The organism is Ulvibacterium sp. (assembly GCF_965228935.1).
Lineage (GTDB): Bacteria > Bacteroidota > Bacteroidia > Flavobacteriales > Flavobacteriaceae > Ulvibacterium.
On record NZ_OZ245846.1, the window covers coordinates 970,075 to 996,018 of the forward strand.

Consider the following 25,944-nt stretch of genomic DNA (forward strand, 5'->3'; position numbering starts at 1 on the left):
GCAAAAGTTTTGGGTCGATTTTCCATTTTCATAATCCTTTTCCATACCAAATGATTAGCCTATTCCCCGTTCGGCCTGTATCTCCTCATAGGCTTTCTGCACTTGTTTGAATTTTTCCTCAGCCCCCTTCTTTATGGCCTCGTCCTGGGTATTTACCCTATCCGGATGGTATTTTTTTGCCATGGTCCTGTATGCCTTTTTGAGCTCTTCGTTCGTTGCGGACCTGTCAATTTCAAGAATTTTATAGGCATTGTCGGCAGATTTTATGAACATGGCCTTGATGCTTTCAAAATCGCGCATCGCTACGCGTAGATAGCCTGCAATTTCCCTTAGTTTATTGACTTCGGCCGTACTGACAGATCCGTCCGCCTGAGCGATTCCGAACAAAAAGTGCAGTAACTGTAACCGGACTTCATAGCGGGTGCGCTGGTTTAAATAGGCACAAATGCGCTGGGCGGAGATTTCCCTATTCTTGTTGATTTCGTTGAATGTCCTAAATATGGCATTTGCCTTTTCCTTGCCATAAGTAGCCACAAAATATTGCCTAACGTAGTCCAGTTCCCTTTGGGTAACGTTCCCATCGGCCTTAATGACCAAGGAACATAAGGATATTAGATTGAGTTCAAAATCGGCCGGGGAAACCTGCTGTCGTGAGATATCCCTAAAAATGGTACGGGCACCTCCGCCGCTGCTATTCAAATTATCGATAAAACTGCCCAGCAAGAATCCCAAAATGGCTCCCGGAAGGCGAAAAAGATAATACCCTAAAATGGCCGTAAACCATTTGATCATGTCCTTTTTCAATTTTGGCAAAGATACGCCCCCATCCACTCCCCTACAAGGGGAAAACCAATTCGCCCAATAAAACGTTAACACTTGTACAAAAAGGTATGAATTGGTTATCTTTGCTTATCAACAAAAAAATGAGTCTATGTATCCAGAAGAATTGGTAAAGCCCATGAGAGATGACTTGGCATTGGCCGGGTTTGATGAACTATACACCGCAGATGCGGTCGAAGAGAATATTAACCAGGATGGCACCGTACTTGTTGTGGTTAATTCCGTTTGTGGATGTGCTGCCGCCAACGCTAGACCGGCCGCAAAACTAAGCTTGCAAAACGATAAGAAACCCGATCGTACCGTTACCGTATTTGCCGGTGTGGACACCGAAGCGGTAAATGCAGCACGAAATCTTATGGTGCCCTTTCCCCCATCCTCGCCTAGTATGGCGCTGTTCAAGGATGGTGAGTTAGTCCATATGATCGAGCGGCACCACATTGAGGGTAGGCCTGCAGAAATTATTGCCGAGAATTTGACAGAGGCCTATAATGAGTTCTGTTAAGAGCGTTTCTTAGGACCTATACCTATCGGTAGCTCCTTAAAATAACAAGAAAAACCGTTTCCCTACGAAGCGGTTTTTTAATTTAGCAGCATGCGAAAAATTCTGGCATATCCGCTTACGGTCATCTATTTTGTCTTCTTCGGGTTGGCCCTTGTGGTCTTCCACCCCATTCAATGGATATGCCTAAACCTATTTGGATATACGGCCCATAAAGGAAGCGTTAGTCTCCTGAATTGGTGTTTGGTGCGATGTACCCATATCCTGGGTACTACCTATTCCTTTAAAAATTCATACGACATTCCCGATAATACGCCCCTTATTATCGTTGCCAATCACCAGAGTATGAACGATATTCCTCCCATCATTTGGTTTATGCGGAAATATCATCCCAAATTTGTAAGCAAAATCGAATTGGGCCGGGGCATTCCCAGTGTTTCCTTCAACCTAAGGCACGGAGGTTCGGTCTTAATCGATAGAAAGGATAGTAGACAAGCCTTGGCGCAGATAGCCAAATTGGGCAAGTACATACAGGAGCATAACCGGAGCGCGGTCATTTTTCCGGAAGGCACCCGAAGCCGGACCGGAAAACCAAAAAAGTTCCAACCTATGGGGCTGAAAATATTACTGCGAAACGCTCCTTCGGCATTTATCGTTCCTATAAGTATCAATAATTCGTGGAAGATGTTACGGTATGGCAAGTTTCCTTATGGCATTGGCAACCATCTTACTTTTACTGTGCATTCCCCTATCGAAAACAAAGGAAATGCCGATAAGTTAATCGCCCAAACGGAGCAGCAGGTAACCGCAGGAATAGTATGAGATCCATGACGGATGCCGAAATAATAGAACAGACCATCTCTTTTGTAAAGGAAACCTTAATGGAGGCGGAAGGTGGCCATGACTGGTTTCATATTCAACGGGTCTTCAACAATGCCCTACACATAGCCAAGACCGAAAAAGCGGATGTATTGGTCGTCTCGCTGGGAGCGTTGTTACATGATATTGCCGATGCCAAATTCCATAATGGGGATGAAACTATTGGGCCAAGATGGGCAACATCTTTTCTACAGTCGCTAGACGTACCTAAAAGCACCATAGACCAGGTCGTACAGATTATTCAAAATATTTCCTTTAAGAATAGTTTGGGCGAGAAAAAAGTTCCTTTATTCAATTCCAAGGAATTGCAGGTGGTTCAGGACGCCGATCGGTTGGATGCCATAGGTGCTATTGGTATTGCCCGGGCCTTTAATTATGGTGGATTTAAAAACAGAAAGCTCTATGACCCGGCAATTACCCCAAATCCAGAACTTACCAAGCCGCAATACAAAAATTCAGATGCGCCGACCATCAACCATTTTTACGAAAAGTTGTTACTTCTTAAGGACAGGATGAACACGGACACCGGAAAACGTCTGGCTCAGGAGCGACATCAATTTATGCTGGATTATCTGGAACAGTTTTATAAGGAATGGGATCCCTTGAAGCCTGAATCCTAAGTACTTGGGAATAGGGATGCCCCTGTATTTGGTTATTCATACTTCCTTTCAAAAAATCTGATGGTATAGGTCTATTCGAAGGGTCGATTCTTTCCTTAATTTTTGTATCTTCCGTGACCATTTTATAAACCCAACAACACGATGCAAAGAAGAAAGTTCATCAAAAATGTAGCGGCGACCTCGGCCGCTTTTTCCATTGTTCCCAACCATGTTCTCGGAAAAACACATGTTCCGCCAAGTGATACCCTGTATATTGGTGCCTTTGGTGTAGGAGGAAGGGGATCGGGAGTAATCCGGGGATTGGACGAGACCAAAAAAGTAAAGTTCGTAGCACTCTGTGATGTAGACGATAAAAGGGCCGCCGACACCTATAAAAAATATCCAAAAGCCAAGCGATACAAAGATTTTAGAAAGGTGTACGATCAGCACTTAAGTGAAATCGATGCTATTATGGTAGCCACACCCGATCACACTCATGCCCCCATAGCCCTCCCCTTTATGAAGGCCAAGAAACATGCCTATGTAGAGAAACCATTGACCCACAATATCAACGAAGCCCGGATGATGACAAACGTGGCCAAGGAAAACGGTATCGTAACCCAAATGGGCAATCAAGGAGCGTCCAGTGATGGGAGTCGTGAAGCCAAGGAGTGGATCCAATCCGGTATTATCGGTAAAGTGTATAAGGTAGATTGCTGGACCAACCGTCCGGTTTGGCCGCAAGGTGTCCCTATACCCAAAGGCAAGGACAGCATACCCAAAGGTTTGGACTGGGACCTATGGTTAGGGCCGGCCGCCATGCGGGACTACAATGATTCCTATCTGCCCTTTAAATGGCGTGGATGGTGGGATTTTGGAACCGGTGCCTTGGGCGATATGGGCTGCCATATTATGGAAACTCCCTTTGGCGTATTGGATCTGGGATATCCTTCAGAAGCAGAGGCGAGTTGCACGACCAATTGGGTAGGTGATTTTGTTGAAGCCGATTATAGCCAGTCATGTCCCGCTTCTTCTATAGTTCGATTGAAATTCCATACGGAGGAACATGGCGATATCGCCCTGAACTGGTATGACGGCGGATTGAAACCCGATCTGCCCGATGAACTCGGTGAGGGCGAGACCATTGGAGATGGTGGTGGAGGTAGTGTTTTTTATGGTACCCGGGGTATCCTGGTGGCGGACACCTATTCCCGAAACGCCAGATTGCTGCCCAGTAAAAACATGGAATTGTTCAATGCACCCAAACCCTATTTAAAACGAATAGAGGGCGACACTGGAGGGCATCAGCGCAATTTCGTGGAAGGTTGCCTAAATGGTGTGGAAACCTCGTCGGATTTCAAACGATCCGGTCCGTTGACCGAAGCAGTTCTAATGGGTAATCTGGCCATAAGGGCTTTTCAGCTTAAGGAAAAGAGATCCAACGGCAGAGGATTTAACTACCCGGGAAGGCGTAAAATCCTTTGGGACGGAAACAACATGAAAGTCACCAATTGGGACAAAGCCAATGAATGGGTCAAAGGAAACTACAGAAAAGGTTGGGAAATATCCTAAAAACGGAAGACAATGAAGAGTTCTTTATCTACCCGTATTCAATCATGCCTGGCCATGGTCTTTTTTTTGGTTTTCTCCCTTGGCGTGTCATCGCAGGATTCCGGCCAAAGTCCTCCTAATTTTATTATCATTTTTGCGGATGACCTGGGTTACGGCGATTTAGGTTGTTACGGTCATCCCACGATCAAGACACCCCATCTGGATCAAATGGCCATTGAAGGGCAAAAATGGACCAACTTTTATGCGGCCGCTAGTGTATGTACCCCTAGCAGGGCTGCATTGTTGACAGGACGTTTGCCCGTACGGAGCGGAATGGCCAGTGATAAAAGCCGGGTACTTTTCCCCAATTCGGTCAATGGCCTGCCCGCGAGCGAAATCACTTTGGCTGAGCAATTAAAGAAGGTGGGGTATGCGACCGCATGTATCGGGAAATGGCATTTGGGACATAAGGAACAGTACCTTCCGACCAACAATGGTTTTGATTACTATTTTGGAATCCCCTATTCCAATGATATGGATTTTGAGGGTAAAAAAGGGTATAGACAAACCGTGGCCGACGATGATTTTATCGATACCAAGGACTTCAATGTACCCCTTCTTCGGAATACAAAAATTATAGAAAGACCGGCTGACCAGAATACCATCACAAAAAGATATGCCCAGGAAACGGTGGACTTCATCAAAAAGAATAAGGACGAGCCTTTCTTTATCTATCTGGCCCATAACCTGCCCCATATCCCCCTGTTTGCCTCCAAGGATTTTTTGGGAAAAAGCAAAAGGGGATTGTACGGTGATGTTATCGAGGAAATAGATCATGGAGTCGGCCAAATTTTGAACACCCTTAAGGAAGAAGGTCTGGCCGAGAATACCATAGTGGTCTTTACCTCGGACAATGGGCCTTGGCTTCCTTTTGGCACCCATGGTGGCAGCGCGGGATTACTCTATGCAGGCAAGGGCAGTACCTGGGAGGGTGGTATGCGGGAGCCGTGTATTTTTTGGGGCCCAGGCCGTATTAAACCGGCTATTGTTTCTGATTTGGGAACCACCATGGATTTCTTTACAACATTTAGCAAGTTGGCCGGAGCCGAAATTCCAAGCGACCGACCTATGGATGGTGTAGATCTGAGCCAAACCCTTTTCAATGGGGCTACCAGCCCCCGTGAATCCTTTTTCTACTACCGCGGTACGGAATTGTATGCGGCGAGATCGGGGGATTATAAAGTGCATTATACTACGCAAGGGGTTTATGGGCAATTTGGGGAACGGGTAGATCATACCGTTCCATTGTTGTATAATTTAAGTGAAGATCCATCGGAAGCTTTCAATATCGCCGAAAACCATCCTGAGATTATTCAGGAAATAAATGCCTTGGTAAAGGCCCATAAGGAGAATATGGTCATGGGAAAAGATCAGCTTGCCGAAAGGAATTGAGAGGTTACGATCCATAAAATCCCAAAAAAAGACAGGCCCGTTGAGAGTGCTTGTATCAATACGTATTCAATTTTTTGGAAAGATGCTTTTTCTCCAATAGGTTGGTCGTGAGATCGATGGCTTTTTGCAACGCTTCCCTGGCACTGCCTGAAATTCCCTGGTCATGTAACAACTGTGCCTTAATGGCATAAAACAAGGCACTGGTACTGAAGTAGGGGCCATTTTCAAAATTTTGAAGTTCCAGCAACGCCTTTCTTGCCCCGTACACCTTGTAATACGGAACTATCCTGTTCAACCATACAATAGGGGAGTATTGCCTTTCCAACTGCAGGTCATATAGTCGTAAAATACCCTTCCAGTCCGTATCCTCAAATTTTACGGCCGTGCAGTGATAGTATGCAACGGCAGCCTGCAAATGATAGTCGGAAGGGCTAGAATCCACCGCGGCCTCCTCCAAATGCTCTATGCCAATTCGTATTAAATCTTTGTCATAGGTCTTTCTATCCTGATGTTCCAAATCTACCATATCGCCATTTTGATCTATCCTGGCCTCGAACCTTGAGGTATGAAAGCACATTAAGGCAATAAGGGCATGTACTTCCGGTTGATTGCAGTATTTGTTCTCACAGAGAAGGAGAGCCAAACGTATCGCTTCAAGGCATATGTCTTTTTTTATCAAGATTTCCCCGTGGCTTGCGGTATAGCCCTCGGTGAACAATAAATAGATGACCTTCAAAACAATGGTCAACCTAGACCGTAATCCTATCTCCACCGGGCTATTCAGTGTTTTTACATGCTCCTTCAGCTTTTTCTTGGCCCTCGTAAAAGACTTGGCGATGGCATCTTCCTTCTTTAACAGTGCCCTTGCTATTTCCTTATTGCCAAAACCCCCTATCAGTTTTAGACTAAGAATTATTTGATACTCCTTGGATAACGATGGATGACAACAGGCAAAAATCATTTTCAGCTGGCTGTCGTTGATGCGGTCGTTCAAAAGGACTTCTTCCTGAACTGCATGTTGCCTTTCAAAAATGGAAATATCCTCCTTTTGATCCATTTTGGTCTCTCTTCTAAGCGTATCGATAAGCATATTGTTGGCCACGCGTAACAACCAGGATGTTGGATTGTTCGGGGGGTCATTATAGCCCCAGAGATCCATGGCCTTGATAAGGGATTCCTGAACGGCATCCTCTATTCTTTCCAGATGGGACGGGCCGAACTTGTGTACCAGAAATGAGACCATTTTGCCATGTTCATGCCTGAATACGTGCTCCACCAATTGTTCTCTTTTTGGTTCCCCCATACTATAAAAGTAAAAAGTCCGAATAGAATAATCGGACTTTACCAGGATAGACTGCTATTGGAATTACATATCCATGGACATTATCTCCCGAACCTCTACGTTTCCATCGTGCTCAAAAATGGGACATCCCTTGGAAATCTCCACGGCTTCATTTTGGCCATCCGCTGAAACAATGAGATAGCCCCCGATAACTTCCGCACCTTCCGCAAAAGGGCCATCGGTTATTACTTCTCCTGCCTTATGGACTACATTTCCTTCTTTGGACAGGGGTAAACCATCTACTAGTTGTCCCTTTTCCTTTAGTCCTCCCATCCAAGCGCCCCATTTTTGCATATGTTCTTGCATGGCCTCAGGTGATTGCTCCATTCTGGCCCTATCTCCTCCTCTAAATAAAAACAAAAAATTACTCATAACTATTCTTTAAGGGTTATTATATGCTAAAGACGTATTCCTTCCCGGATAATTGGACAAAAAACCGAAAAAATTCTAAAACAATTTCATCTGTCCTTTCTTGTACTGCTCATGTAGTCCTTTATTCAATTTAGGAAAAGGTGGTTTGTCCTTAAAATAGGTGCGTCTCGCCAAGCGCACCAAATCATGGATTTGGGTTGCTATTTTGCCTTCACCCCTACCTCGTATGCCAAATCGGCTATCATTAAGTGTTCCGCTATGGCACTCTTGAATCTGGTGTAACACTTTTTCTGCCCTTTCGGGTAACGCCTTTTTTATCCAATCCGTAAAGATTTGTCCTATTGCTCCATTAAGGCGCACTACGGTAAATGCAAAGGACAGGGCGCCATGATCCGCTACCGTTTTGGCCAAATTCATGATTTCGTGGCTATTGATACCTGGGATTATGGGAGCCAACATGGCATTTACCGGAATATTGTTCTCGGATAAGGTCTTAATGGTCTCCAATCTTCTCTTGATCGTAGCCGTTCTTGGTTCCAAAATTCTTCTTGTTTCCTCGGAAAGGGAGGTTATTGAAATGTTTACTCCCACCAGTTGGTCTTTTGCCAGTTCCGAAAGGATATCCAAGTCCCTTAAAATTAATGCATTTTTGGTAATCATTCCCACTGGATGCCTATACTTTAAGAACACCTCCAAACAATCCCGGGTTATCTTGAATTTCTTCTCGGCGGGTTGATAGCAATCTGTATTTCCGGATAGCACTATGGTTTCCGCCTTCCAGTTTTTGTGCTTCAGTTTGGCCTCGAGTAGTTTTGGCGCATCCTTCTTGACCAGGATTCTGCGTTCAAAATCGAGTCCGGCACTATAACCCCAAAACTCATGGGTGTTACGTGCATAACAGTAGATACAGCCATGTTCGCAACCCTGATAGGGATTCATGGAATACATCATCCCCACATCAGGACTGGTTACCCTATTCACAATGGTCTTGGGAAATACAGGAATGTATTGGGTCTTGTTTTTGTCCGCCTCCTCCCCTTCAATGCGACAAAACTCCAGAAAATCATCACGGGTTTCGTAAATGTGTTGAAGAAATCTGTTGGGAACGTTTTGCTGGGCCCCACGACCCTTTATGTAATCTTCTTCTTTCAAATATATTGGATTTATTCCAAATTTATGGATTAAATCCAAATATTAAGCCAAGCAAATTTGTTAATTAACAAAAAATGATATGGACAAAGTAATTGCTAATCAGCGTCCTTCAATGGAAACCTTGGCGAGCTGTTTTTTGGAACCTCGCTTGGCGTAGAACAATAAGGCATCATCCGATGGGTTGATCAGGGGTTTGGATACCATTAAGGGCAAACGGGCTTCCTTATCATCGATTAGTTTTTCATAGCTGATATGCCCTTTTGCATCCAACTTAATGACAAATACATTTCGATTTCGGCTAAGGCCCTGCTTGAACAAAAGACGCTCGCCACTCAAAAGCTGTGGATTCTCCGAAGAGGTACTTAAGAAAAAGTAGGTGTCCCCATTGTGCACATATGAACTATAAGATGCGTAGGCGCCATCGCCTTGTGTCACCTCGGACTTGTTGATGTTTCGAGTCCAGACAACATCTCCATTGGCGTCCAACTTTGCACTTACGATATCGTTGTGATGAAAACGTTCAATTTTTACCCGGCCCCCACTTGAATTGGCCTGGACGCTGGATGTCATGAAGTATTCTTCCGCATTAAACAGTATGGAACCATCCGAGTTTATTGTAGCATTCTTAAAAACAAGGTTCTTTATTTCCTTATCGTCGTCGCGACCAAACTTGTCCATCATAAATTGTTCCGAAAAAGGATTATACTTCTTGGAAACAAGCTTTAGACTTCCTGGTACAAGCTCAAAGTATGCCAACCCGTTATAACGATTATTCTTGCGATCCGCATAAAACCCCACACATAGAATCTTGTTTCCGGAGACAAGCGGTATCAAACCTTCCGAAAACTTTCCAGGAGAATCAAAAGTCTGTGTTTTTCCTCCTTCACGGGAAACCTGAACAAGCTCATATTGAAACTTCCGTTCCAAGGCACTGAACCTTCTTTTCTTGAAGTAGGATTTTCCAATTAAAAAAGCCCTGTCCATATTCTTTGAAAACGCAACATTCTCAAAAGCATAATTTTTTTCCTCCACCTCAGCGGAAAAATCATGTTCCATCAATTTTTCCAAATTGGCATTAAAAACATGGATGAAGTGTTTGTTGTTCTTGCCTTTTTTGAAATGTGTTGTAATCGCAAAACCCGATTTAGCCTGATCAAACAGCACCGAAGTGGTAAAACCAGAAGAAAAATTTCGGTTGTAATAGTTCTTGTCCAATGGATTTCTGACCTCCTTGGAAGGGATGGAGAGCAAAGTCTCCCTGGTAAAATGATATTCGGAAATCGGACTTCGGTGTACGGTATAGTCGTATGCTTGTGTTGTGTAGTTATAGTCCAGGAATAGAAGGTATACCTGACCATTACGAACATAGCCATCTACAAAATTGGCATTTTTGAGCTTGTAATTATACTCCGAAACCAATTGGAGGTTCTCATCATAACGTTCCACAAAATATCCTTTGGGCCTAAGCACGATACCTTGATAATAGGAACGTACCAACACCGAACCTCCCTCACCGTCCTTGGCAATGGTCAAAAGGTTGGAGTATTTATACCTGTCGTTATATTTTTCGCCCAATACATGTTGAATGGGGATTTCCTGCGCTATGATGGTCAAAGCAAACAGCAGGAAAAAGCATAGGGAAAGACTTTTTCTTTTGGTCATAAGTAGGATTTAAGATATGCTATTCCCCTGGGAAATCGGCCTTGCGCTTTTCCAAAAAGGCCGAAGTTCCCTCTTCAAAATCGGCAGTTCCGAAACACGTACCAAAGGACTCAATTTCAACGGCATATCCATTAATAGTATTCTTAAAACTGGCATTTACCGCTTTTATTGCATGGGCTATGGCAACGGATGAGTTATTCGCTATTTTGTCGGCCAGTTTTATACAATGGGATAAAAGCTCTTCTTGGGAGACCACATGATTGACCAGACCAAACTCCACGGCACGTTCCACATCTATCATGCCTGCAGTCATGATCATCTCCATGGCCCGTCCCTTGCCCACCAATTGCGGGAGGCGTTGGGTACCCCCATAACCTGGAATCAGTCCTAACGAAACTTCGGGAAGGCCCATCCTGGCATTGTGACTGGCCACACGAAAATGACAGGCCAGGGCCAATTCCAGACCGCCGCCCAGGGCAAAACCATTAATGGCCGCAATAACCGGTGTAGAAAGATTCTCCACAAAATTGAACAACAGTTCCTGACCCCTCGCTGCCAGGTCATTCCCCTCCTTTACCGTAAAATTGGCAAACTCCAAAATATCCGCCCCGGCAACAAAAGCCTTTTCCCCACTTCCTGTTAGGATAATTACCTTTATTTCCTTTTTTGTATCCAGATTTTTAAAGGCGTCGTGCAGTTCCCGTATGGTTTCCTGATTTAGGGCATTCAATTTTTTAGGGCGATTGATGGTAACAATTGCGATAGGGCTTTCTTCTACAACTTTGATATTTTTATAGCTCATTTTAAATCAACTCATTAATAAAACTTACAAGCCAAAATAAAGCTATAATTATGGTTAATCCAACAAGATAATTGGCAACTACCTATTAATCTTCGAAAAGAAAACATTAGGCCTTGGGGAATTTGACCGTAAACACCGTGCCCTTGCCAGGCTGTGAGGTAAAATCGATGCTACCATCGTAAGTTTCGACTATATTTTTGACCATCCCGAGGCCAAGGCCCATACCGCTGGTCTTTGTGGTGAATTTCGGTTCAAAAATCTTCTCCCGGAAACTGTCCGATATGCCTATCCCATTGTCCGCCACAGAAATCTTGACGGAATCCCCATCAGAAGAGACGGAGACCAGGATACGTGGTGTCTTGACATCCGGGAGAGCCTGTATGGCATTTTTGATCAGATTGGTAACCACTCTGATGAGTTGAGTACGATCCAATTTGGCAATAATCTTCTCCTCGCTGGAGATAAAATGGATGTAGTCCTCATTGAAAATATCAAGCGCAAGCTTAACAATTGTGACTACATTGAGTGTTTCATTCTGCTGTGCCGGCATTTTTGCAAAATTTGAAAAAGCCGATGCAATACTGCTCATGGTATCTATTTGTTGGATCAGGGTCTTCGAAAACTCGTTGATCTTGTTTTCCATGTCCGGATCTTTGGGATCAAACTTGCGCTGAAAACTTTGTACACTTAATCGCATTGGGGTCAACGGGTTCTTAATTTCATGGGCCACCTGTTTGGCCATCTCCCGCCAAGCCTGTTCCCGCTCGCTCCGAGCCAACTTAACGGCACTGCGCTCCAATTCATCGATCATCGCATTGTACGAGGTCACCAATTTTTCGATTTCCTCACTTGGATCATCGATTAGGATTTTCTCGTTCCTTTTGTTCAGATCCGTTCTGCCCAACATATCGGAAACGGTCTCCAAGGAACGAGTGGTATACTTGGAAACGAAATAGGCAAATCCGATTGCAGTAATGAGCATAAGTAGGTATACCCCGCCCAAACGCATCAGGAACTCCTGAAGTTCGTTGTCATAAAAGGAGTTGTCCTCAAAATACGGCAAGTTCAATATGCCTATGGGTTTAAACTTGAGGTCGGTGATGTAGGTATAAGAGGATTGATAATCGTCCCCCGCGGCAGAGTTTTCCTCTATATAGCGTTTGTCCATACTTTCTATCAAATGGTCCAACACCTCAACATCCAGACACATAGCCACCGAATCTACCACAAATTTGGGCCGTGAGCTCTTGATCAATTCCCCGGACAAGTCATAAATATTGAAATTCTGGTTTTGGACATCCGCTATCTGATAAATGTCTTCCTTAAAAATCAGTCCCAAATTCTCGGTGGTGATGGGATAGGTGGTATTCTGAAGGGTGTAGTTAACGCTTTGCTTGATCTGTTCCTCTTTTCGGGCCAGTCTTTCCGTGTGATAATCTTTGCGTTGTTCCCTATATTGAAAAATGGCCACTGCGGTTATCAATCCGGAGGGAATGACTACCAGAAGAATCATGGCCACGAAAATCCTTGATCTGAGGGAGAGTTTTTTGAACACAGATACCGCGTTTAGACAAAGTTAGCAAATATCGCACCAAGGTCAATTTGAGAAAATCCAAATCACAAAATTCAAAGTTCAAATTCCAAAACTCAAATCACAAAGCTTGGCGGATTACCAAAAGGTTGTCGGAAACTTTTCGCGATTTCAGGTCTATGCATTTGGATTCTTCTCCTGTATCCTCTTGTACAGCTTTATGCCCAACATAAGAAAAATACCCAGACCCAAAATGCCGACCAGCCCAAATACCCAACTAAACGTGCTCTTCAAAATGGCCAAAAAGACCACGGCGAAAAGAATCAAGGTGGCACCTTCGTTCCAAATCCGCATAAATCTGGAGGTGTATTTTACCTCATCTCTTTGCAATTGCTTAAAAATCTGATGGCATTTAAGGTGGTAGATGAAGAGTAGAAAAACAAAGGCAAGCTTTATGTGCATCCACCCCTGTTGCAGCCATCCCGGCATTATCACCAAAAGCCAAATTGCAAACAAGGTACAGAGCAGGGCCGAGGGCCAGGTTATGATATACCATAACCTTTTGGTCATTAGTTTCAATTGATTGCCCAGAATTTCCTTTTCAGGGGATGGTTTTAGGGAGGCTTCAATGTGATAAATGAATAGGCGTGGAATATAAAATAACCCGGCAAACCAAGTGACCACGAAGATAAGGTGAAGGGCCTTGATATAGTTATAGTATTCGGACACGATAAATCATGTTTTACGGTTTCACATTCAAATTTAGGGATTTAGTCAACTCGGTTCTTGCAAGGGTAAAATAATGAGGCATAGTATTTCTATTGGATTCGCTCCATTTCTACCCAAAAAGGAAATATGCGCTTACCGTCAATGGCGTAAAACGGAATCAGATCACATTCCATATCCGGTAGGGATACGCCTGTCATTTCCAAACTATCCGTACCATCTGTATCATTTTCCATGGAATTGATCAAGGAACCGGTCTCCAGAAACATTTTGCCTCCTTTTTTAATGGGTTTTACAAACTTGAACCTGATGTTATATAAGCCCTCTGTCAATACTACTTTCCATTTCCCAAAGACTTCCTCCTGATTCCAAATGCCGCGCTCCCCACTGGCATCATTCCTGTTTAAAAAAATGGGGTTCTCATTCTGCGTTCCCACTATAATAGGTGGTGGATTCAGCAGGTTTTCCGAATTGATCAATTCATGATAGGTTTTGTCCATCTCATTTTTGAGGCGCTGTACCATAGCCGTATTTTCCATGGCCAGGTTTTTTTGCTCATAGGGGTCGTTCAAAACATGGTACATTTCAAAATCCTTGAGAGAGGCATCAAAATTCGTCTGGGCCACTAATTTATAGGGCCCTTGCTGTAGTGCCATATTTATATACCGAACGGGATATTTCCGGGTCCAGTAGAAAAAAAGTAGTCGTTCCTGCCATTCCTTTTTCCCTTGAAACAAGGGAACTAGACTTCGTCCGTCCAATTTTCTATCCCTAGGCACCTCCAAGTCGCAAATCTCTGCAAGTGTCGGGAGCACATCAATATGGGCAGCGGTGGTTTCAATGTCCCGATTTCCCTTTATTTTTTTAGGATACCTAAGGTAAAAAGGGACTCTTACCCCACCTCGGTAAACACTACCCTTTCTCCCTTTCATACCGGCAACATAGCGCACTTGCTGTGGGCCATTATCGGTCATAAAAATAACGATGGTATTCTTTTCAAGCTTTAGTTCTTTTAATTTTTGAAACAGTCTGCCCAAATTATCGTCTATATTGCTTACCATGGCATATACCTTTCGGGCATCTTCCTTGTCTTTTTCGGTCATCTCCGTAAAAGGTCGGTCATCATCCTTAAATCCCGAGGAAGGATCAATATCCTTATATCTGTCGTAATATTTCTGCGGAACCTGTAACGGAGTATGCGGGGCATTAAAGGAAAGATAGCAGAAGAAAGGGTTGGATCTGTTCTTTTCAATAAAACGAATGGCTTGATCCGCAAAAATATCGCTGCAATAGCCAATATATGCCTCCTGCTTTCCGTTGTGCCACAAAACGGGATCGAAATAACTCCGGTCACCCTTAAAATAGGTGGTAAAATCCCCGACTTGACCCATACCCCCGGCCAAATGGATAACGGATTCGTCAAAACCCTGATCCTGCGGTCTACTGGGATAATTATCCCCCAAATGCCACTTCCCAAAAATCCCGGTTCGGTAGTCGGCCTGTTTTAGCATCTCGGCAATGGTCACCTCAGTGGAGGCCATAATGGCTCCGCCGTTATAGGTGTCCCTAATCCCGGTACGCAAGGAATATCTCCCAGTCATTAAGCTGGCCCTGGTGGGAGCACATACAGGCGAAACGTAAAAATTGGTGAGACGGACACTTTCCTTGGCAAAAGCATCCAAGGTTGGCGTCTTTACATGCGGGTTGCCCGTAATTCCCAAATCGCCGTAGCCCTGGTCATCGGTAATAACTAAAATCACATTGGGTCTTTCCCCTTGCTGGGCCACGGACGGCACAGGCCGCATATAAATAATACAAAAAAGCAATAAATACGGTATTGGTCTTTTCATAATCCTTAATCTTCTACAAATAAATAATCCAATTGCAACCTATTGAATGCCGAGTTGAAAGCCTCGATTTCCTGGGCAACCAAGGTATCAAAGGCTTTAAGTTGTGCTTTGATCTTGGTCGTCAACTCGTTTTTTACAGCGATGTCCTGATCTGTAGGCGGAAAGTCGTCCAGAGTGACCAAACTGTTCAAATGTCCTAATTTGTTTGTTAATCTAATCGGGAAATTTAATGGATCCTGTGCACTACGGTTTTTGGTTTGATATAAGGCCTTTTCCACTTCCCCGAATTTCTCTTTCATCGTTTTAGCTTGCTCAACCAATTTTTTTATTTGTTCCCCATTGCTTGCGCTGAGCGGAGTCGAAGCGTATTGCTTTGAAAAGGCCTCCAACTGCCCAGTAATCTTTCGGATTTTCTTGATGGATTCATGGGCCTTGTTCACAGTGGCGTTTATGTCGCTTACAAAATCGTGTTGCTTTTGCATATCGGCAACGGATGCCTCCGATCGTGGATCAGGAAGAATCGTAAACTGCTGAGATTGTTCCGCACCGTTGACGTTCAAGGATACCTTATAGGTTCCGGGAACGGCCTTCGGCCCATCAAGATTGGCCCACCACAGGACCATCCCTTCCAGTTTCTCCGCTCCTTTGCCCTTAGTATCCCAGACATGGGTATTACCCCCTTTCATTATTTCCAGTTTTTTGTCTTTCTCCTTTGCCGAATTTTTAAATACTGCCAAGGTATCCCCGGCACTGTTCAAATAGGTTAGACGTACACTATCCTTTTCTACCCCATTTTTTAGATAAAAATAGGTGACGACCCCATTGGGGTGATTTTCACCTTCGGTCAGGGAAGGTTTCTCCGTAGTACTACCCTTAGTTCGGTAGCTGTCCTTGGGTTTGAATAGATGTGTGACCTTATTTTTAATGGCATCCTGCAATTGATGGAGAACTGTTAAGTCGTCAATAATCCATAAGCTACGACCTTGGGTAGCAACAATAAGATTGTTGTCCTTTATCGTTAAATCCGTAATAGGCACAACGGGCAAATTGAGTTGAAACGGTTGCCAATTGATTCCATCATCAAAGGAAATGTACATGCCCGTCTCCGTACCGGCATACAGTAAGCCCTTTCTTTTGGGGTCTTCCCTGAGCACACGTGTAAAATGCTCATCATTTATACCGATTGTTATTTTTTTCCAGGTTTTCCCATAATCCGTGGTCTTATAGAGATACGGTCGAAAATCGCCCAACTTATAACGCGTGCCGGCCACATAACAGGTACCTTCCTCAAAAACCGACGGTTCAATGCTATTTACCATGGTCCATTCCGGCATAATACTAGGGGTAACATTATCCCAGGTTTCTCCTCCATCCTGGGTAATATGAACCAATCCATCATCGCTTCCAACCCAAAGAAGGCCTTCCTTTATTGGGCTTTCATTCGCAGCAAACAGAGTACAATAATACTCCACCCCGGTATTGTCCTGGGTAATCGGTCCCCCGCTACTGACCAATTTTGAGGCATCGTTTCGCGTAAGGTCTTCACTCAGCAATTCCCAACTTTGACCTTCATCGGTACTTCGGTGTACATGGTTGGAAAATGTATAGAGCTTTTTGGGATCGTGCCTACTAAAAATAATGGGAAAGTTCCATTGAAATCGATATTTCATCCCCTCGGCCCCATATCCCATGGGATTATCTGGCCATACATTAATGCCCCGTGTTGTGTTCTTCTTATGGTTTACCCTTGTCAAAAAACCACCGTAGCTTCCGCCGTACACAATATCATTATTGGTCGGATCCACGGCAATATGTGCACTTTCGCCTCCGGCCGTTTCTTCCCAATCATCCTCGCCAATGGCATTTCCGTCACTTCTATGGTTGATTCGAATGGTGGAATTGTCCTGCTGGGCCACATAAATCCGATAGGGAAATGCATTATCCGTGGTTACCCGATAAAACTGCGCGGTGGGCTGGTTATAATACGTACTCCATGTCTCCCCGCCATCATAGGAAACCTGGGCACCCCCATCGTCCCCGATAATCATTCGTTTTGAGTTCTCCGGGGCTATCCAAAGGTCGTGATGATCTCCATGAGGGGCATTGAAGGTGTTAAAGGTTTTGCCTCCATCCGTAGACTTGTGATACCGAACATTCAAAACATAAACCACGTCCTCATCTTCCGTATCGGCATAGACCCGGGTATAGTACCAAGCACGTTGGCGCAGTTTGCGCTCATCGTTTACCTGTTCCCACGTTTTGCCTCCATTATCGCTTCGATATAGGCCGCCTTTTTCCTTTTGCTCCACAATCGCCCAGATTCGTTCCGAATTTTTCGGTGAAACCGTTACTCCAATTATGCCCAAAGTATCCTTGGGAAAACCGGTATTCCTTGAAATCTCGGACCAGGTTTCCCCGCTATCCGTACTTTTCCATAGAGCCGAGCCATCTCCCCCGCTACTTAAGCTATAGGGTGTTCGCTTGGCGCGCCATGTTGAAGCGTATACTATTCTCGGGTTGTTGGGGTCAAAGGTCAAGTCCACGGCCCCGGATTGGTCGTTTACAAAAAGGATATTTTTCCAAGTCTCTCCCCCATCCACACTTTTGTAGACCCCTCGATCTTGGGTAGGTTTATAAATATTGCCCAAGACTGCTGCATAAACTATATCGGGATTCTTGGGATGAATGCGTATTCGTGGTACATGTCGACTTTTTTCCAGTCCTACCGATTTCCAGGTCTTTCCGGCATCTTCGGTCTTCCAAATCCCATAACCTGAAGAAACATTGCCCCGAAGTGTCTTTTCCCCGCCCCCAACGTACATTACATTGGGGTCGCTTTGGGCTACTTCCACCGCTCCGATACTTCCTCCAAAATAACCATCCGAGATGTTTTCCCAGCTACGGCCACCATTTGTTGTTTTCCAAACACCCCCACCGGTGGCCCCAAAATAAAAGAGGTTGGGTTTGCCCGGAACTCCGGTTACCGCTGCGGATCGGCCACCACGAAAAGGACCGATTAAACGGTACGATAAACTGGAATAGAGCTCTTCGGGAAATTGAAGTATTGGTGAATTGGATTTTTTTCTTTTCTGCGCCGTAAAGGAAAAAGGCGCCAAAAAAATAACGAGCATTCCCAAGCTCATTAAAAAGCGGAAGGTCTTCATACGTTTTTAGAGTTCAAATTAGTCCCTTTAAAAGTAGAAATAAAAAAACGGTTCTTGGCAGTTGAAGATTCATCTTCTCCTAAGGTTCAAAAATCTTGTTTCGGATTGCGTAGAGTACCAGCCCGATGCGGTTTTTGATATGCAATTTTTCATGAAGCGCATCCCGATAACCCTCAATAGTTTTGGGACTTAGGTGCATGGCATCGGCGATTTCCCTATAGGTCATCTCGGAACAGGCCAAACGTAAAAACTCCAGTTCCCGTTCCTTTAGGTCTAAAATGGGTTCTTTTTTCTCCAACGTACCTACCAGAATTTGAGTTACTGTATTGGTATGGTAATAGCCTTTCTCGGCAATGTGCAAGAGGGCCTCTTCCAATATCTCACGTTTGGTATCCTTCATGAGATAACCTCGGGCACCGGCCCGTAGCATCTTTAAAATGGTTCCTTCGTCTTCCTCAATGGAGAGTGCCAATACTTTTGCCTGTGGAAAATCGGTCTTTAGAATCTGGGTGGTTTCAATACCGTTGAGTATGGGCATATTAATGTCCATCAATACGATATCCGGTATGCTCTTGGGGCTTGCAAAGCGATCCAACAGTTCCTGTCCGTTTTTGCAGTTGTACAATACCTTAAACTTGCCAAAACTGTCCACGAGCCCGGCTATGGCCTGTGAAAGCAGGGTATGGTCGTCCACAATGACTACGGAGTAGGTCATTTGATCAACTTTTTGGAAATGGGGATAGAATCGCTCCGCTCAAGGAAAAAAGACCTAAGACGTTCAAGGGGAACTTTTTTATGTCCTGGTAGACTCATTGCTGTTTGGGGTTCATTACCATACTCTCCAACCCTCCGAATTAGTCCAATTTTAAATCAAGGCATACAAAAAGGAGGACGGGCGCAACTTGCTGGGATAATTATCTTTCACAAGAACGTTCAATCTACAAAATTATACGTCATCTTTAATTGGGTGCCTTCGTTTTTTTCCGAGAAAAGCTCCAAATGGGCATTGACCAGTTTGGCCCGGTTACGCATATTTTTTAACCCGATACCGGAATACGTATCCGCTTTCTGTTCAAAACCGACACCGTTGTCCTGGGCAACAATCGCCAAGGCGCTATCCGTATAATTGAGTAAGACCTGAAGTTCCGTGGCCTTGGAATGCTTTACCGTATTCGAAAAAAACTCCTGCAAAATGCGAAACAAGATAATCTCCTCTTTGGGATCGATAGGTTTGGAAGCTCCCTCCACTTTAAGCGAAGCCTTTAGGAATTGCATACGGTTAAAGCGATCCATTTCCAGTTGTACCGCTTCGGCAAGGGAAAGGCTCTTCAAGGCTTCAGGATTAATAAGTTTGGATAGGGTACGTAGCTCCTGTATGGCCTTGCCCATGGTTTCCGAGGCTTCCTCCAATTGGGGGCTTTTGCTTTCCTCCATCTGGACCTGGATCTTCGCCAACGTCATCAATTGCCCAATATTATCGTGGAGTTCCCAACTGATATTGCGCAAGGTCTCTTCGCGGATTTCTATCTGGGTCTCGGAAAGTTCCTTCTCAAAGGCCTCCTTGTCCCTGGCCCGTTGCTTTAAAAGCCGATTCTTCCGTTTTTGGAACAGCACAAAGAGAATCACTACCGTAACCGCCAAACTTAAGGCGATGGCGGAAAAAACGATCAGGAACGATTGTACTTCGCCTTGGTCCATAAAAATCCGATACTATAACACCCGTACAGAATAAAATTTAAAGTAATAATAAGAATATAAAATTGTATTTCACTAAAGTTTAGATGACTTGAGAGCAACATAAGAGGTATCATCCCCATATTAAATAGAAGCAGTCCTGTCGATATCCAAAAACTCAGTTTGTATTTCACTTCCAAAATCTCATCGCTGTTCAACAGTTGCCAAAAGTGAAAAATCGTACACACCATAGTTAACAAAGCACCTGTTATAAAGGTATACTTATGATAAGAAGACCAACTCTGAAAGATGAAGTTCCAAAAAGCTACACAAACGAAAAGTACTGCAAAAGTCAATACCATTTTTTGGAAATCGCTCCTTTTCAAAATAGAATGGTACCAAAAAAAATAAAATGAAAAGCTTATAAGTGTATATAAATTGTATAACCAAAAATTAGGCAAAACAAAAACATCACTTAAAACCGCTCCACCAATTTCCACTAGAATTGCAAACCAAAGAAAATAAAAGAAAAACCTTTCTTTAGCTTTAGAATATTTACTGTAATGGATAGTCCCGATAATTGCTGTTGAAAGTTGTACAACAGTTGCTACATAGGGCAAATATTGAAGATCCATTAAAAGATTTACTTCACCTTTTTGGGTGGCTTGCCACCATGTGCATAGTTGTATGCTCTCATATTAGAGGTGCTTTGTAATGGTGGTGCTGGGAAAAACCCATTGCTCAATTCCAGTTTGCCATGAGTAGGTACAATAATTACCGTAGAGAGCCCTGGATCGGGCCACTTTTCCTCGCTCTTTTCTGGATAGGCGGCATAAAAAATACGTAGTCCCAAATCTTCAAGCCCTTGCTTTGCGCTCTCACTCCGTACATAGCGTATATACTGTTCCAAACTATCAAGGGAGAACCAAAAATCCCGGGTATCCTCAAACCCTAGGGTCTTGTTAACGATACCACTTCTAGTACGTACATATTCTTCTTGTAATCGCTGGGCTTGTTCTAGACTAATGGTCTGGGATGGGGGCGGTACCTCTTTTGAAGAAGGTCGATCTGTACAATTATTGATGAGTAAGGCAATAATGATCAAGATCAAAATCGCTATAAAGATTCGCGCGTTTCTGTTGGTTTCCATATTCGATGTTTTAAAGTTTAGTTGTTATTATAATTAATGGCCAATTCTAAATCCATTTCGTTAGACTTTCAAATAAAACTTTGTCTCTTAAAGATACATAGAATTCTTCTAGAGACATCCTTTCCTCCCTTCCGTTAGAGATTGGTAAAAATACTGGCACATATTAATATGATACCAATAATAGCCACCGCGATAATCAATCCATAATGGATTCTTTGTAGTAATTTCTCGTCCAATGTCGCTTCCATGATTTGTGCTTTTAAATTCAAGGCTAAGGTAGTTTAGAAAATCGCTCAAAAAACCAAAGGAAGCTCAATCGTATTATCAAACTAGTTATATTTAATTGATTATCAAATAGTTGTGTTTTTAAGACTACAGAAAAACGGGTCGGGAAACGGTAGAAAAAGGGGTAAATGCCCCTCCAAAGATCAGGTGGATTTTGAATCGGGAAAGGGTATTGTACCATGGACCTTTGGGAATTTTCCAGTATTATATGTTGACATTTTCATAATTAAAATTGAATGATTCGAAAGCTCTCTTTTCAAGGCTATCTTTCCCGAAGAATAGGTGTCAAAACTTCCTGCGGGAAAGTGTCCCTTTCTTTGGTTCGTTTCTTTGGGCAGACCAAGAAATGAACGAAAACATATCTCCCCAATAAGAACTATTAAAAGTGTTGGGTGATATATAAGAAGTGACCAATAAGCCTGCGACCTTCATTAGATAAATCGGAAAGAAAACAAATTACCCAATACAACTTTTTGTACTTTAGAGCGATTCAAAAAAATTGCCGGGATGAGAACTTCTTTACTTTGCGTTTTTACAATTTTAACCGCTTTCAACCTAAGCCATGCCCAAGACCGGGTAACCGGCCAACCCTTTGCGACCCGTTCCGAAGTATTGGCGCAAAATGGGATGGTGGCCACCAGTCATCCCTTAGCCACCCAAATTGGGCTGGACATCCTGAAAAAAGGAGGCAATGCCATTGATGCCGCCATTGCAGCCAATGCCGCCCTTGGGCTTATGGAACCAACGGGGTGTGGTATCGGGGGTGACCTGTTCGCCATCGTTTGGGACGGTAAGACCCAGAAACTCTATGGGCTCAATGCCAGTGGGCGTTCCCCTAAAGACCTCACCTTGGATTATTTTGAAAAGGAAAAAATGGAGAAAATCCCGGCCCTGGGGCCCTTGCCGGTAAGTGTGCCGGGGGCCGTGGATGGGTGGTTCGAGTTACATGGCAAATTTGGTTCCAAGCCTATGGCCGAGCTTTTGGCCCCGGCTATCGACTATGCGGAAAAGGGATTTCCGTTAACGGAACTGATCGCCTTTTATATGCAACGTTCCATCCCGTATTATGAATCGCAAGGGTTCCCCAACATCGAGGACACCTATATGGCGCAAAATGGCGGCCAACTTCCCAATGAAGGGGAAATCTATAAAAATCCTTACCTCGCCAATACCTATAAGAAAATTGCTGGAGGCGGGCGTGATGCCTTTTACAAGGGGGAAATTGCAAAAACTATCGGAAAGTTCATCAAGGAACAGGGTGGATTCCTCTCCTCCAAAGATCTTGCAGCACATCGATCCGAATGGGTGGAACCTGTTTCCATCAACTATCGTGGGTATGATGTCTGGGAGCTGCCTCCCAATGGTCAGGGTATAGCCGCCCTACAAATGTTACAAATCTTGGAAGGATACGATTTTTCAAACGTTGAATTTGGTAGCACTGAACATCTGCATTTATTTACTGAGGCCAAAAAACTGGCCTTCGAGGATCGGGCCAAGTACTATGCGGATATGGATTTCGTAAACGTCCCGGTGGCCGAATTGCTGTCCGACTCCTATGCCGAAGAGCGCAGAAAATTGATCGGCGAACGGGCCGGCATCTATAAGGCCGGGGAAATTAGTGCCGGGGAAACCATTTATATGACGGTAGCGGACAAGGAAGGAACTATGATTTCATTGATACAGAGCAATTACCGGGGCATGGGCTCCGGAATGGCCCCTCCCAAACTCGGTTTTATGCTACAGGACCGGGGGGAGCTCTTTAGCCTTACCCGTGGACAGGCCAACACCTATGAACCTGGAAAACGACCTTTCCATACTATTATTCCCGCCTTTATCACCAAGGATGGCAAGCCTTACGTAAGTTTTGGGGTGATGGGCGGTGATTTCCAACCCCAAGGCCATTCCCAAATTGTAATGAACCTTATTGATTTTGGCATGAACTTGCAGGAAGCCGGGGATGCCCCACGTTGGGACCATACCGGTGGCAACAGTCCCACGGGGGAAACGCCCGAAGGCACGGGACAGGTACGTGTGGAGTCCGGCATTCCGTACACTACCGTTCGTGGATTGATGGATAAAAGGCATCGGGTAGGATTTACCCGCGGTGCCTATGGCGGCTACCAGGCTATTCTATGGGACTCGGAGAACCAAGTCTATCACGGAGCTTCGGAAAGCCGTAAGGATGGGCAGGCAGCGGGGTATTGATACTATTGATTATCGGATTCATGGATTGTGGGACGGTGCCATCAATTCACAAACCCTTAACATAGGCTTTGCCCAGAAAGGCTTAATTTAAAGTACATCTTTCAAAAAGCGATTTGTGATGCCATATTCTAGACGGGAAATTTTAAAACGCTACGGTCTTGCCGGATTGGGTCTCGCCACTTTACCTTCCCTATTTTCATTCTCCCCAGAGGAAAGCATACGCCACAGGGTTATTCCCGGTTCCGGGGAACAATTGCCCATAGTCGGGCTGGGTACCTGGCTCACTTTTGATGTTGGCAATTCCTCGGAAGCTTTGAAGGTAAGGCAGCAGGTGCTCTTGGAAATGCACAAACTGGGTGGCAAGGTCATAGATTCTTCTCCCATGTATGGGAGTTCGGAAGCCACCGTGGGCAAGGTATCGGCGGCATTGGACAGTCAAAATTCCTTTTTCTATGCCACCAAGGTCTGGACTTCGGGCAAGCAGGCAGGTATCGATCAAATGAGCAGTTCCCTTAAAAAAATGCGGCGTTCCACTATGGATTTGATGCAGATCCATAATCTGGTGGATTGGCAGACCCATGTAAAGACTTTGCGTGCTTGGAAGGAAGCCGGAAAGATTCGGTATTGGGGGTTGACCCATTATGTGGATTCCGCCCATGGAACCCTGGAAAAGATTATCCGTCAGGAAAAACCGGATTTTGTACAGTTCAATTACTCCATCCTGTCCCGCCATGCGGAAAAGTCGCTCTTAGCTACTTGCCAAAAAAACCAAACTGCTGTCATCATCAACCAGCCCTACGATAGTGGGTCGCTTTTCCGAAAGGTCAAGGGGCAATCGTTGCCCGGGTGGAGTTCGGATTATGATATTAAAAGTTGGGGACAATACTTTTTAAAATTCATTCTTTCCCATGAAGCGGTTACCTGCGCCATTCCCGGGACTTCCAAACCCCATCATGTCATCGATAATATGATGGCGGGCTATGGAGCCCTACCCGATTCCCAAGGCCGGGAGAAAATGGTGTCTTACTTGAAGTCATTGTAATTTAGGTTTAAGACCGAACAGTAGCCGGGTCATTTTCCATCTTCGAATCAGGAACTCATAGAGTACCCAACATCCGCCAAAAGTCCCCAAGGTCATTATCGTGATTTTTGTAAACAGGGACCAGGATACGTCCATTACATAATACCCGATGATAATGGTTAGGGTCTGATGCAGTATATAAAATGGATATACAGCCTGATTGCAATAGAAAAGTAGTTCACTTTTTTTGTTAAGGTAGGTAGCCGCATATCCAAAAAGCACCAAAATCCAGGACCATAGATTAAAGACCTTTACAAAGGCTTCCGTAAAATGAACCAAGGTTGTATCTTCCAATAGCAATCGGATACACAGCCATAGCAAGAATCCAAAAATACCGCAATACAGGTAGTATCTTCGGTACCGGTTTACCGTATTCCAAAAAACCTCTTGAACGGAAATCAATACAAAACCAAAAAAGAAAAACAACAGGTAATTCACAAAGGTGAACCAATCGTCCACCAAGGCGTGGGTTACCGGAAAGAAGGGCTCCATAAAGGCTTCGACCAAATAGAGGGGCGGTAGGAACAAAAAAAGACCAAATGGTTTTTTAATCCGCTTTCGTATCCATAGGAACAAACTGTTTTGTGGGTTATTCCTCAATCTGAGAAATATCGGCAATAAAATCAGGGAGTAGACCAACAAATAGGGTAGAAACCAAAGGTGGTGCCAACTTAGGTTGCCTTCCGGATAGATCCAAGTAAAGGCATGTTTTGGCCAAAAGCTAAAAAAGCTTCCGGTAAACTGTCCGTTTACGATACGTTCCAAATACACCTGTGGAGGCACGATCAATAACATCCCAAAAGCCAAGGGGATATAAAGCCTCCGTATCCGTTCCCAAGCAAACTGTTTTCCCGAACGTTTCCCCAAGGCATAATAAGTTCCCATTCCTGAGATTACAAAAAGGATGGGCAAGCGCCATTGGTTTATAAATAGCATGGGGTAAGTTGGCCATTCATAGATTACATTATTTTTTATGTGCCAGCCCCAGGGAACAAAGAACATCCCCACATGATAAAAAATGAGGAGGGCAAATACCCCTACCCGCAACCAATCCAAGTCGTACCGTCGCATCATGATTGTTCGTTTTGGGCCAAAAGTAAGGTTTCCCAAAAGCCATAAAATCATCTT

At 44.2% G+C, this 25,944-nt stretch carries 21 protein-coding genes; 7 read left to right on the forward strand and 14 right to left on the reverse strand.

All coding sequences use genetic code 11. The features are described from left to right. Window positions 1–54 precede the first annotated feature (54 nt). Window positions 55–792: a TerB family tellurite resistance protein gene (locus tag ACO06Y_RS04180; RefSeq protein WP_422084233.1), complete on the reverse strand. Its 738-nt coding sequence runs from the start codon at window positions 790–792 to the stop codon at window positions 55–57. Window positions 793–931: 139 nt separating this feature from the next. Here ACO06Y_RS04180 and ACO06Y_RS04185 point away from each other — a divergent pair, with 139 nt between their 5' ends. The 5 genes from ACO06Y_RS04185 to ACO06Y_RS04205 all read left to right on the forward strand — a co-directional run bounded on the left by ACO06Y_RS04185 (window position 932) and on the right by ACO06Y_RS04205 (window position 5,820). Then, window positions 932–1,342, forward strand: a complete 411-nt coding sequence (locus tag ACO06Y_RS04185) for a BrxA/BrxB family bacilliredoxin (protein WP_422082576.1) — start codon at window positions 932–934, stop codon at window positions 1,340–1,342. Between the two features lie 90 nt (window positions 1,343–1,432). Next, window positions 1,433–2,161, forward strand: a complete 729-nt coding sequence (locus ACO06Y_RS04190; protein ID WP_422082577.1) for a lysophospholipid acyltransferase family protein — start codon at window positions 1,433–1,435, stop codon at window positions 2,159–2,161. A gap of 5 nt (window positions 2,162–2,166) precedes the next feature. Further along, entirely contained in the window at window positions 2,167–2,838 is a 672-nt protein-coding gene (locus ACO06Y_RS04195) for an HD domain-containing protein (protein WP_422084234.1), read from the forward strand. Window positions 2,839–2,979: 141 nt separating this feature from the next. Then, window positions 2,980–4,389, forward strand: coding sequence for a Gfo/Idh/MocA family protein (locus ACO06Y_RS04200; RefSeq protein WP_422082578.1), 1,410 nt, complete (start codon window positions 2,980–2,982; stop codon window positions 4,387–4,389). Between the two features lie 12 nt (window positions 4,390–4,401). Continuing rightward, window positions 4,402–5,820, forward strand: coding sequence for a sulfatase (locus ACO06Y_RS04205; RefSeq protein WP_422082579.1), 1,419 nt, complete (start codon window positions 4,402–4,404; stop codon window positions 5,818–5,820). Window positions 5,821–5,875: 55 nt separating this feature from the next. Here the strand turns inward: ACO06Y_RS04205 and ACO06Y_RS04210 are convergent, their stop codons facing one another. The 12 genes from ACO06Y_RS04210 to ACO06Y_RS04265 form a co-directional block, all read right to left on the reverse strand. Continuing rightward, window positions 5,876–7,123, reverse strand: a complete 1,248-nt coding sequence (locus tag ACO06Y_RS04210; RefSeq protein ID WP_422082580.1) for an RNA polymerase sigma factor — start codon at window positions 7,121–7,123, stop codon at window positions 5,876–5,878. A 63-nt stretch (window positions 7,124–7,186) separates the two neighbouring features. Beyond that, window positions 7,187–7,534 (reverse strand): YciI family protein, encoded by a 348-nt coding sequence (locus tag ACO06Y_RS04215; protein ID WP_422082581.1) that lies wholly within the window; start codon window positions 7,532–7,534, stop codon window positions 7,187–7,189. Between the two features lie 75 nt (window positions 7,535–7,609). After that, window positions 7,610–8,686, reverse strand: coding sequence for a PA0069 family radical SAM protein (locus tag ACO06Y_RS04220; RefSeq protein ID WP_422082582.1), 1,077 nt, complete (start codon window positions 8,684–8,686; stop codon window positions 7,610–7,612). A 99-nt stretch (window positions 8,687–8,785) separates the two neighbouring features. Further along, on the reverse strand, window positions 8,786–10,348 hold the full coding sequence (locus tag ACO06Y_RS04225) for a hypothetical protein (protein WP_422082583.1): 1,563 nt from the start codon (window positions 10,346–10,348) through the stop codon (window positions 8,786–8,788). A gap of 19 nt (window positions 10,349–10,367) precedes the next feature. Further along, on the reverse strand, window positions 10,368–11,150 hold the full coding sequence (locus ACO06Y_RS04230) for an enoyl-CoA hydratase/isomerase family protein (protein WP_422082584.1): 783 nt from the start codon (window positions 11,148–11,150) through the stop codon (window positions 10,368–10,370). 106 nt (window positions 11,151–11,256) lie between these two features. Further along, entirely contained in the window at window positions 11,257–12,663 is a 1,407-nt protein-coding gene (locus ACO06Y_RS04235; protein WP_422084235.1) for a sensor histidine kinase, read from the reverse strand. Window positions 12,664–12,858: 195 nt separating this feature from the next. Next, complete coding sequence (locus ACO06Y_RS04240) at window positions 12,859–13,410, reverse strand: CopD family protein (RefSeq protein WP_422082585.1); 552 nt, start codon at window positions 13,408–13,410, stop codon at window positions 12,859–12,861. Window positions 13,411–13,499: 89 nt separating this feature from the next. Further along, window positions 13,500–15,257: an arylsulfatase gene (locus tag ACO06Y_RS04245; RefSeq protein ID WP_422082586.1), complete on the reverse strand. Its 1,758-nt coding sequence runs from the start codon at window positions 15,255–15,257 to the stop codon at window positions 13,500–13,502. 5 nt (window positions 15,258–15,262) lie between these two features. Beyond that, on the reverse strand, window positions 15,263–18,421 hold the full coding sequence (locus tag ACO06Y_RS04250; protein WP_422082587.1) for a WD40/YVTN/BNR-like repeat-containing protein: 3,159 nt from the start codon (window positions 18,419–18,421) through the stop codon (window positions 15,263–15,265). A gap of 79 nt (window positions 18,422–18,500) precedes the next feature. Further along, complete coding sequence (locus ACO06Y_RS04255) at window positions 18,501–19,136, reverse strand: response regulator transcription factor (RefSeq protein WP_422082588.1); 636 nt, start codon at window positions 19,134–19,136, stop codon at window positions 18,501–18,503. A gap of 218 nt (window positions 19,137–19,354) precedes the next feature. Further along, the gene (locus ACO06Y_RS04260) at window positions 19,355–20,119 is read right to left on the reverse strand and encodes a sensor histidine kinase (RefSeq protein WP_422082589.1); all 765 of its coding nucleotides are present in this window, start codon (window positions 20,117–20,119) and stop codon (window positions 19,355–19,357) included. A 619-nt stretch (window positions 20,120–20,738) separates the two neighbouring features. Further along, window positions 20,739–21,245 carry a hypothetical protein gene (locus ACO06Y_RS04265; RefSeq protein ID WP_422082590.1) on the reverse strand — a complete coding sequence of 169 codons (507 nt, stop codon included), beginning with the start codon at window positions 21,243–21,245 and terminating at the stop codon, window positions 20,739–20,741. 792 nt (window positions 21,246–22,037) lie between these two features. Here ACO06Y_RS04265 and ggt point away from each other — a divergent pair. Continuing rightward, complete coding sequence (ggt, locus tag ACO06Y_RS04270; protein ID WP_422082591.1) at window positions 22,038–23,735, forward strand: gamma-glutamyltransferase; 1,698 nt, start codon at window positions 22,038–22,040, stop codon at window positions 23,733–23,735. A 118-nt stretch (window positions 23,736–23,853) separates the two neighbouring features. Further along, on the forward strand, window positions 23,854–24,777 hold the full coding sequence (locus ACO06Y_RS04275; RefSeq protein ID WP_422082592.1) for an aldo/keto reductase: 924 nt from the start codon (window positions 23,854–23,856) through the stop codon (window positions 24,775–24,777). Here the strand turns inward: ACO06Y_RS04275 and ACO06Y_RS04280 are convergent. Beyond that, window positions 24,769–25,890, reverse strand: a complete 1,122-nt coding sequence (locus tag ACO06Y_RS04280; RefSeq protein ID WP_422082593.1) for an acyltransferase family protein — start codon at window positions 25,888–25,890, stop codon at window positions 24,769–24,771. The two genes, ACO06Y_RS04275 and ACO06Y_RS04280, sit on opposite strands and share 9 nt — an antisense overlap. Window positions 25,891–25,944 lie beyond the last annotated feature (54 nt).